The sequence below is a fragment of the Pseudonocardia sp. McavD-2-B genome (assembly GCF_024124365.1).
In the GTDB taxonomy this organism is placed as follows: Bacteria; Actinomycetota; Actinomycetes; order Mycobacteriales; family Pseudonocardiaceae; genus Pseudonocardia; species Pseudonocardia alni.
Map to the genome: position 1 here is coordinate 1 of NZ_JAMXSG010000233.1, position 9654 is coordinate 9654.

Annotated in this window: 10 protein-coding genes; 4 read left to right on the top strand and 6 right to left on the bottom strand. The window is 73.4% G+C overall.

Features of this window, described 5'->3' with window-relative positions; genetic code table 11:
* Nucleotides 1–217: 217 nt before the first annotated feature.
* From NH602_RS23690 to NH602_RS23700, 3 genes are all read right to left on the bottom strand, one after another.
* A complete protein-coding gene (locus tag NH602_RS23690; protein ID WP_062402515.1) occupies nt 218–580 on the bottom strand; it encodes a hypothetical protein in 363 nt (120 codons plus the stop codon).
* 109 nt (nt 581–689) lie between these two features.
* Nucleotides 690–1187 carry a helix-turn-helix domain-containing protein gene (locus NH602_RS23695; RefSeq protein WP_253068940.1) on the bottom strand — a complete coding sequence of 166 codons (498 nt, stop codon included), beginning with the start codon at nt 1185–1187 and terminating at the stop codon, nt 690–692.
* 219 nt (nt 1188–1406) lie between these two features.
* Nucleotides 1407–3197: an alpha/beta hydrolase gene (locus tag NH602_RS23700; protein ID WP_083658881.1), complete on the bottom strand. Its 1791-nt coding sequence runs from the start codon at nt 3195–3197 to the stop codon at nt 1407–1409.
* Nucleotides 3198–3460: 263 nt separating this feature from the next.
* Here NH602_RS23700 and NH602_RS23705 point away from each other — a divergent pair, with 263 nt between their 5' ends.
* The 4 genes from NH602_RS23705 to NH602_RS23720 all read left to right on the top strand — a co-directional run bounded on the left by NH602_RS23705 (nt 3461) and on the right by NH602_RS23720 (nt 7485).
* Nucleotides 3461–4819 carry an alpha/beta fold hydrolase gene (locus tag NH602_RS23705; RefSeq protein WP_253068941.1) on the top strand — a complete coding sequence of 453 codons (1359 nt, stop codon included), beginning with the start codon at nt 3461–3463 and terminating at the stop codon, nt 4817–4819.
* A gap of 202 nt (nt 4820–5021) precedes the next feature.
* On the top strand, nt 5022–6170 hold the full coding sequence (locus tag NH602_RS23710; RefSeq protein ID WP_226356376.1) for a sigma-70 family RNA polymerase sigma factor: 1149 nt from the start codon (nt 5022–5024) through the stop codon (nt 6168–6170).
* 257 nt (nt 6171–6427) lie between these two features.
* Nucleotides 6428–6943: a flavin reductase family protein gene (locus NH602_RS23715; protein WP_253068942.1), complete on the top strand. Its 516-nt coding sequence runs from the start codon at nt 6428–6430 to the stop codon at nt 6941–6943.
* Nucleotides 6940–7485 carry an NAD(P)H-dependent oxidoreductase gene (locus tag NH602_RS23720; protein WP_253068943.1) on the top strand — a complete coding sequence of 182 codons (546 nt, stop codon included), beginning with the start codon at nt 6940–6942 and terminating at the stop codon, nt 7483–7485. The genes NH602_RS23715 and NH602_RS23720 overlap by 4 nt, the downstream gene beginning before the upstream one ends.
* A 15-nt stretch (nt 7486–7500) precedes the next feature.
* Here NH602_RS23720 and NH602_RS23725 read toward each other — a convergent pair whose 3' ends face one another.
* The 3 genes from NH602_RS23725 to NH602_RS23735 form a co-directional block, all read right to left on the bottom strand.
* Complete coding sequence (locus NH602_RS23725; protein ID WP_073577055.1) at nt 7501–8400, bottom strand: pseudouridine-5'-phosphate glycosidase; 900 nt, start codon at nt 8398–8400, stop codon at nt 7501–7503.
* On the bottom strand, nt 8397–8753 hold the full coding sequence (locus tag NH602_RS23730) for a hypothetical protein (RefSeq protein WP_253068944.1): 357 nt from the start codon (nt 8751–8753) through the stop codon (nt 8397–8399). The genes NH602_RS23725 and NH602_RS23730 overlap by 4 nt, the downstream gene beginning before the upstream one ends.
* A gap of 33 nt (nt 8754–8786) precedes the next feature.
* Nucleotides 8787–9654 (bottom strand): MFS transporter (locus NH602_RS23735; RefSeq protein WP_253068945.1); only part of this gene is annotated, 868 nt, incomplete at its 5' end.

The window sequence follows — 9654 nt, forward strand, 5'->3', positions numbered from 1 at the left end:
TGTTCGTCATCTGGCACTGCTGGCAGGACAACCTCGCCTACGACCCCACCCGACACCGCGCCCTCCAACGCCTCCTCGAAGATCAACAAGCGGCGGGTTGACACAGGGCATCTCATGGGACCACCCTCGCGCGGACCGGCGGACAGGGACAGCGCGACCCGGTCACACGACGACGGCCCCCACCCGGGAGCCGGGCGGGGGCCGTCGTCGGGCGGGGTCACTTGCCGGCGGCGCTCCGGGTGGCGCGCGCGGTCTTCTCCGCGGCGGCCTCGGTGCTGCGCCCGGCGTGCTCGGTCACGGCCTCGGCGGCCTTGGTGGCCTGCTCGGTGACCTGGTCGAACACCGAGGTGCCCGCGCCGACGACGGTACGGGCGAACTCGCGCTGGTGGCCGAGCACCTGCTCGTAGAAGTCGAAGACGCGCTCGACGGCGGCACCCGCGTCGGGCAGCTGCGGGCGGTCACCGGCGCCGAACTGGCGGGCCAGGCCGCTCGCGGCCTCGGTCCACCCGCGGACGGACTCGGTGACCAGGTCCTGGCCCCGCTTGGCGATGTCGACGAACTGCTCGGTGGAGGCGGTCATCGGTGCTTCCCTCCCGGGAGACGTTTCTCGGCGTGGACGGGGTGCTGACGTGCACCCCGGCATGCCAAGAAAACTACGCACGCCCGTTAAGTATGTCAAGCACGGCAGCTCAGTCCCGCTGCGCGAAGCTCCGGTACACCCCCAGCAGGGCCGCCTTCTGCTCGTCGGACAGCCGTGCGTCGGCCTCGATCGCGGCCTCGACACCCGGCGGCGACTCGGCCACGGGGGCGGCCTGCTCGGCCGGGGCGGCGTCGCCCGCGACGTCCGGGTCGCCGACCGACCAGCCGGCCCGGCTGAGCATCTGGTCGGTGTTGAGGTGCAGCGCGTCGGCGATCGAGCGCAGCACCTTCAGCGACGGCTGGTGCAGCCCCCGCTCGACCTGGCTGAGGTAGGCGTTGGACACCTTGGTCATCGCCGCCATCTCGCGCAGCGAGAGCTTGGCCATCTGGCGCTGCGCCCGGATGAACCCGCCCAGGGCGTTCACCTGTGCACTCCACGCGTCCTCGGCGGCCCGGCGGCCGTTCTCGCGCAGCTCGTCGGCGGCGGTCTCCCCGGCGCTCCGCGGCCGGCGCCCGCCGTGCGTGGGGGCCTCCCCCGCGCGGCTCACGGCGTCCCCGCCCGGAGGGGTCCGCGCGGCGGTCGCCGGCGCGCGGGCACAGAACGTACGCGGTCCATGGCGACGCATTCTCCCCGCCGGACGGCGGTTGCGCACGCATCCGATGCAGCGTCGACAGTGGACAGCGCAGACGACCATCCATCCTGGACACGGCACCGCCCCGGTGACCAGCGGTGATCACCGGGGCGGCGGCGGGGTCCGGGTGGCGGCTCAGCCGCGCAGCACGTAACGGCCGGGAGCGGGCTCCAGCGGCGGGTGCGCGTCCGACCCGATCTTCTTGGGCGCCGCGACCTCCTTGCCCGCGCGCTCGGCGATCCACGGCGTCCAGTCCTCCCACCAGGAGGCCTTGCGCTCGGTGGCGTCGTCGCGCCAGTCCTCGGCGCGGGCCGGGAGGTCGTCGCTCTCGCCGAACCAGTGCCGCGACTTCGGCGACGGCGGGTTGACCACGCCGGCGATGTGCCCGGAGTTGGACAGCACGAACCGCACCGTGCCCCCGAGCTTCGACGCCCCGGTGTAGACCGACTTCCAGGGCGCGATGTGGTCGGACTCGGCGGTGACGATGTAGCTGTCGGGCCGGATGTCGGCCACGTCGAGCCGCTCCCCCGCGAGCTCCAGCTTGCCCTCGGCGAAGCGGTTCTCCAGGTACAGCGTGCGCAGGTACTCGGTCTGCATCGCGGCGGGCATGCGGGTGGAGTCGGAGTTCCAGGTCAGCATGTCGAACGGCTTCGGGTCCTCGCCGAGCATCCAGTCGTTGACGACGTAGTTCCAGACCAGGTCGGTGGCCCGCAGCAGGTCGAAGGTCGTCTTCATGCTGGTGGCGGGCAGGTACCCGTCCTTACGCATGCTCCGCTCGAGCCGGTCGACCGTCTTCTCGTCGGTGAACACGCCCAGCTGGCCCGGGCCGGAGTAGTCGAGCAGCGTGTTCATCAGGGTCAGCGAGTTGACGTGCTGGTCGCCCTTGGCCTCCAGCCACGCCGTCATCGCGGCGGACAACGCGCCGCCCAGGCAGAGCCCGGCGACGTTGACCGTGTCCCGGCCGGTGATCTCGCGGACGACCTCCAGGGCCGTGACCGGGCCCTCCTGCAGGTAGTCGCTCATCGTCACGTCGGCCAGCGACGAGTCCGGGTTGCGGTAACTGATCATGAAGACGGTGTGGCCGTGCTGCACCGCCCACTCCACCAGCGACTTCTGAGGCGCGAGGTCCATGATGTAGTACTTGTTGATCCACGGCGGGCTCATGAGCAGCGGGATCTCGTGGACCTTGTCCGTCTGCGGCTCGTACTGGATGAGCTCGATCAGCCGGTTGCGGAAGACCACGTGGCCCGGGGTGACCGCGAGGTCCTTGCCCACCTGGAAGGCGCCGGGGGTGACCTGGCGCGGCATACCCTGGTTCTGCACGGCGTCGCGCAGCATGTTGCGCGCGCCCCGCACGATGTTCAGCCCGCCGGTCTCGACGATCTTCTTCGGCCAGGCCGGGTTGGTGACGACCGCGTTCGGCGGGGCCAGCGCCTCGACGATCTGGCCGACCAGCCAGTCCAGCTTGCGGCGCGCGGTCGGCGAGACGCGGGCGGCCTGCGACAGCTCGGTCAGCCGGTCGGCGAGCAGGGTGTGCTCCTGGCGGGCCAGGTAGTACCAGGCGTTGCCCTCCCAGGCCGGGTCGGCGTAGCGCTTGTCCTTCTCGGGCAGCGACGCCGGACCTGTGGTCGTCCGGCCGACGGCACGCGCGGCCGCGGCGGACACGGCCTTGGCCGAGTCGACACCGAAGCCCAGACCGGTGCGCAGCACCGCGCCGGGCCGGGTGACCAGCGAGCGGGCGGCCTCGCCGAGCGCCCCGCCGAAGCCGACCGGGTCGACCTTGGCGGCGAGCCCCTCGGGGCTGGCGAGCTCGCGCAGGTCCCGCACGAGACCGGCCGCCTGCCGTCGCAGCACCTCCGCGGCCTGGTTCGACGCGGCGGCGCTGCCGTTCTCGGACTCGGGCTGGGATACGGGCTGCGTGGTCACTGTTCGTCACTCCTGACGGCCGGTTCGGTCTCCGTGCCTGGGTTCCCGCGCTCCCTCAGGGAACGGGAGGCGCAACGGGATGGACACATGGTGACCGCGTACTCACCGGTAGGCAGCCCCGGATTGTTGTAAGGCCTCTCACCTGCTCTAAGCGAAGCAAGCACTACTCCGGAGTAGGCCAGCGCTTGCTTGGCATACCGATCGCGTTTTACCGTTCGGTAACCCGGATAGCCCCCGGTCATCAGAGTTGATGGGAGAGGCCCATGAGCACGGCGATCACCCGACGGTCCGCACCCTCCAGGGAGCACGGACCGCGTGCCCTTCCCGAGACCCCCGTGGCCGCGGCCACCGGGAGCGACGACCGGCCGGACCCCCTCCGGTACCTCGTGTCGTACAACACCCGGAACCTGACCAAGGTGGTGGCCGAGGTCGGCCGGGCCACCGGCGCCTACTGGATCGACGCGGTCCAGCGGATCGCCCGGCCCGGCGACGCCGCCCGGCGCGGGCTGCTGTGGATCTCGGCGATGGCCGACCGGCGCGAGCCGACCTGGCACCTGGCCAACGAGGTCGTGCTGTCGACGCCGTTCGCGTCGCTGCGTGACTTCACCGCCGCCGAGCACCGCGACGACGACGTGGTCCCCACCCTGGTGCTGCCGCCCCAGGCCGGCCACTCCTCGACCGTCGTGGACTACTCGCCGCAGCAGAGCCAGATCGCCATGATCCGCGCCTCGGGCCTGACGAAGGTCTACGCGCTGGACTGGCGGCCCGCCACGACCGCGACGAAGAACGTCACGATCACCGACTACCTCGAGGTGATCGACCGCTCCATCCGGCGGATGGGCGGGAAGGCCAACCTGGTGGGCGACTGCCAGGGCGGCTGGCTGGCCACGATCTACGCCGCGCTGCACCCGGACCGGGTCAACACCCTGACCCTGGCCGGTGCGCCGATCGACTTCCACGCGGGCGAGTCGGTGATCGCCGCCTCGACCCGGCTGATGGCGGGGACGATGGGGATGGCGCCGTACAAGGCGCTGGTCGCCGCGGGCGGCGGCAACATGCCGGGCTCGGCGGTGCTGTCGAACTTCATCTCGATCCAGCCGCAGTCGGAGATCTCCCGGCAGCTGCAGCTGCTGGAGAACATCGACGACCCCACCCACGTCGAGCGCTACCGGGTGTTCGAGGACTGGTTCAAGTACACCCAGGACATCCCCGGCGCGTTCTACCTGTGGCTGGTGGAGAACCTGTTCTGGAAGAACCGGTTGATCAAGGGCACGCTCACCGTCGACGGCCGGACCGTCGACATGGGGGCGATCGGCTGCCCGCTGCTGCTGCTGGCGGGCTCCGCGGACCACATCACCCCCGCCCCGCAGCTGTTCGCGGCGGCGGAGAAGGTCGGGACCCCGGCCGCGGACGTCACCTACCGGACGGCGACCGCGGGCCACCTGGGGCTGTTCATGGGCCGTGACGCACTGCGCCACGACTGGCCGGTGCTGATGGAGACCGTCTACGGCCACTCGGTGCCGTCGAAGAAGAACACCGGGGCCGGCAAGGCGTCGCGGCGGCGCAGCAGCGTCCGCGCCGTGGCCGACCCGCGGGACACCCCGCGGGTGCCCGCACCCTGACCGGTACGCCCGGCCGGGTCGCTCTCTAAGAGGACCCTGAGAGAACCGCAACTGCATGTGACCGACGACACGGCCCCGCAGGCACATTTCCGGCCTGCGGGGCCTCGTCGTGGGAACGATCCCCGGAACGGCTGCGTTGACCCCGTACAGGGCAAGCGGCGAGGCCCATCAATCGCCCGCCGCAGCCCGCGCAGGGGAGGAAATGCACATGACGGTGACCACGACCGCTCCGGCCGTACCCGGCCCGCGCCTCACGACCGAGGCCCCCGCTCGCGCCACCGTGTCGTCGTCCGGCGCGAAGCGGACCGCCCCCAAGGTCGCTCGCAGCTCCCGCCGTCGCACCGACGGCGACGGAGGCACCGCACTGGAAGCCACCGTACCCGGTGCCGCGGCCGCGGTGGCGGAGGATCTCGACGCCCAGAGTCCCGCCGCGGACCTGGTGCGCGTCTACCTCAACGGGATCGGCAAGACCGCACTGCTGACCGCGGCGCAGGAGGTCGAGCTCGCCCGGCGCATCGAGGCCGGCGTGTTCGCCCAGCACCGGCTGGACACCGCCGCCGCCGACGGCACGCTGGACGGGCTGGACCTGCAGTACCGCCGCGACCTGCGCGCGGTCGTCCGCGACGGGCTGCTGGCCAAGAACCACCTGCTGGAGGCGAACCTCCGGCTGGTGGTCTCGCTCGCCAAGCGCTACACCGGGCGCGGGATGCCGCTGCTGGACCTGATCCAGGAGGGCAACCTGGGCCTGATCCGCGCGGTGGAGAAGTTCGACTACACCAAGGGCTTCAAGTTCTCGACCTACGCGACCTGGTGGATCCGGCAGGCCATCACGCGGGGCATGGCCGACCAGGCCCGCACCATCCGGCTGCCCGTGCACCTGGTGGAGCAGGTCAACAAACTGGCCCGGATCAAGCGGGACATGCACCAGCGCCAGGGCCGCGAGCCCAGCGACGCCGAGCTGTCGGCCGAGTCGGGGATCCCGGAGCACAAGATCCAGGACCTGCTCGACCACGCCCGCGACCCGGTGAGCCTGGACATGCCGGTCGGGTCCGAGGAGGAGGCGCCACTCGGTGACTTCATCGAGGACGCCGAGGCGACCGACGCCGAGAACACCGTGATCTCGAGCCTGCTGCACGACGACCTCCGCCGGGTGCTGTCGACCCTGGAGGACCGCGAGCAGAAGGTCATCCGGATGCGCTTCGGCCTCGACGACGGCCAGCCGCACACGCTCGACCAGATCGGCCGCGCCTTCAAGCTCTCCCGTGAGCGGGTGCGTCAGATCGAGCGCGAGGTCATGTCGAAGCTGCGGGTCGGCGAGCGCGCCGACAAGCTGCGCGCCTACGCGAGCTGACCCGGGCCGGCCGGGCGTCCCCCCACCCGGCCCCCGGTGAAGGACGGCCGGCGGAGCGATCGCTCCGCCGGCCGTTGCCGTCTCGGGCACCCCGGGGCTCCCCACGAGTTCGGGATGCACGGCACGGGGAGTTCTACCGGATCGATTCCGGAGCGGTCACGGCGACACGGTGGCGGCCGCGACACGGCACGGCGTGTTCCCCGCCACCCGGGGCCGGATCGTTGGCCGAGCGCACCGTCCCCGCCTAGGGTCGGGTCATGTCGCGTTCCCTCCCCGGACCGGTCACCTCTGTCGTGACCCCGGAGTCCATGCGCGACGCACTGGGCGCGTTCGCGTCCGGCGTCGTCGTCGTCACCGCGATCGGCCCGGACGGGCCCATCGGGTTCACCTGTCAGTCCTTCGCGTCGCTGTCGCTGGACCCGCCACTGGTGAGCTTCGCGCCGTCACGCGGGTCCTCGACCTGGCCGCGCATCCGCGAGGTGGGCCGGTTCTGTGTGAACGTGTTGGCCGCCGACCACGAGCACCACAGCGCCGGGTTCGCCCGCTCCGGGGTCGACAAGTTCGCCGGGGTGACCTGGGAGGCGGCCCCGTCCGGCTCACCGGTCCTCGACGGCGTCGGCGCCTGGGTCGACTGCACCCTGTGGAACGAGTACGACGGCGGCGACCACACGATCGTCGTCGCCCGGGTCGACGCGCTCGGCGCGGACCCGGAGCGGCTGCCGCTGCTGTTCCACCGCGGCACCTACGCCCTCACCCCGCGGGCCGAGTCGTGAGCGGCACCGTGGGCCGGATCATCGGGGTCGTCGCGGGCCCGGAGCCGGGCGGGCGCACGGCGGCCGCCGTCGCCGGGATCCTCGCCGGCACCGGGGCCGACACCGCCCTGGTCGAGCTGTCGCAGACCCCAGTCGCCGAGGTCACCGCGGCCTTCGCCGACGCCGACGCCGTCGTGTTCGGCAGCCCGGTCTACCGGGCCGGGCACACGGCGTCGCTGCGGGCGCTTCTGGAGGCCACCGAGCGCGGGAAGTGGGGCGAGAAGACCGCCCCGCTCCAGGGCAAGGCGGCCGCGGTCGTGCTGACCGGCGCGAGCGGGCACCACTTCCTCGCCGTCGACGGGCTGCGGTCGGTGCTGGCCGGGTTCTTCGCCGTCCAGGTTCTGTCCCCCGGGCTCTACCTCGACCATTCCGGCTACGTGGACCGCAACACCCTCACCGAGGCCTCCGCGGAGCTCGCGGCGGCGCACGGGCGGGCGCTGGCCGACCTGACCACGGCCGTACGCGGCTCCGAGGCGCTGCGGGCGATCACGCCCGTCGTCTGAGGAGCCACCGGCACGTCACCGCCCCGTCAGGGCGGTGGCGATCCGGGCGCCCAGTGCCACGTTGTGGCGGTACACCGCGACGTTGACCTCCAGGCTGGCGTCGCCGGTCGCGTCGCGGACCCGCGCCAGCAGGAACGGCGTCGCGTCCTGTCCGCCGATCCCGGCCCCGTCGAGCGCGGCGAGGGCGTCGGCCAGGGCGGCGTCATGGACATCGGGCGGGAGCTGCTCGGCGGCCGGGACCGGGTTCGCCACCAGCAGCGCCCCGGGCAAGCCGAGGTCGCGGGCGGCCCGCCAGGCCGCAGCGGCCTGCTCCGGCGACTCCACCCGCTGGCCGACCCGGTGCCCGGAGTCGGCGACGTAGAAGCCGGGGAAGGCGTGCGTGCGGTACCCGGCGACGGTGACACCGAGGGTCTCCAGCCGCTCCAGGGTGGCCGGCACGTCGAGCACCGACTTCACCCCGGCGCTCACCACCACCAGCGGCAGCGCGGCGAGCGCGGGCAGGTCGGCCGACTCGTCGAAGGTGCGCGCGGCACCGCGGTGCACCCCGCCGAGCCCGCCGGTGGCGAACACCCGGATGCCGGCCCGGTGGGCGAGGTGCGCGGTCGCCGCGACCGTCGTGCCCCCGCTCGCGCCGGTCGCCACGGCCACCGGCAGGTCCCGGGCGGACAGCTTCGCCACGCCGGGGGATCCCGCCAGCCGGGAGAGCTCGTCGCCGGTCAGCCCGACGACGACCTCGCCGTCGAGCACCCCGATGGTCGCCGGGACGACGCCGAGCGAGCCGACGAGCTCCTCGGCCTCCCGGGCGACGGCGAGGTTGCGCGGTGTGGGCAGGCCGTGGGTGACGATCGTCGACTCGCACGCCAGCACCGGGCGGCCTGCGGCCAGGGCGTCGGCGACCCGCTCCCCCACCCTCATGCGGCGGCCGGCGCGCGCAGGGCGGCCTCGGCTCCGTCGACGGGCGAGGTGCCGAACGCGATCGCCGAGCCGGGCGCGTGCCGGTGCACCAGGTTCACCACCCGCTCGAACAGCTCCAGGCACTCCGGGGGCTTCCGGAGCCCGCCGCCGACGAGCACGCAGTCGTAGCGGCGGGCGGTCAGCGCCGCGGTGATCCGGGGCAGCTCACCGTCCGGCCCGACGAGGACCTCGGTCGCCTCGATCCCGGCCGCGCGGTAGGCGTCGCGGCCCCGTTCCAGGGCGGCGAGCACGGGCGCCGGGTCGTACCCGGGGATCCGCGCCGGGTCGAATCCGATCACCAGCAGGGTCGTCACGTCCCCGCACGCTGCTCGCCGCGGCACCGGCCGTCAACCCTGCGGCGCCGGGACCGGGGGGCGGGCTGCCGAGCGGGCGCAGGCCAGCGCGATGAGTGCGCCGAGCAGGGTGAACCCGGTCGCGACCAGCACGGCGACGTGCCAGCCGGCCAGCAGCACCGGCACCGGCTCGTCGCCCGCCGGTGAGGTCAGCACCGAGGTCAGCGTGACGCCGACGGCGGCGCCCAGGTAGCGGGTGGTGTTGTTGATGCCGCTACCGGTGCCCGCCCGGTCCGGCGGCACCGAGGCGACCGCCTCGCGGCCGAGCGTCGCGTTCACGACCCCGGTGCCGACGCCGACGACGACGAGCGCGGCCAGGACCGCCCCGGTGCCGGAACCGGTCGCGAGCAGCCCGAGCTGACCGGCCGTCATGACCAGCAGGCCCACGCCGAGACGGACCCCGCCGGTGACCCGTTCGCTGATCCGGCGGGTGAGCAGCGCGGTCACGATGCTGGTGCCCGACCAGCCGAGCAGCAGCAGCGCCGCCGTCGCGGGGGCGGTGCCGTGCACCGGGGCGAGCAGCGCGGGCAGGTAGGAGCTCAGCGAGATGATGCCGAGCCCGGTGGCCATGCTCGCGACGGTCGCCGCGACCAGCCCGGGATGGCGGAACAGCTCCGGCCCCGCCATCGGGTGCGCGACGACGAACTGGACGGCGACGAACCCCGCCAGCAGCGCCGCCCCGGCGACCAGCAGCACGACGGTCGTGGTGGTGACCGGCAGCCGCCGGGCCTCGGTGAGGCCGGCGAGCAGCACCGTCAGCCCGGCGGCGAGCAGCACCATCCCCGCGACGTCGACCGGGCGCGGCCGCCCGGCGGCGGACTCGGTGAGCAGCGTCGCGCCGGCGACGGCGAGCGCCAGCCCG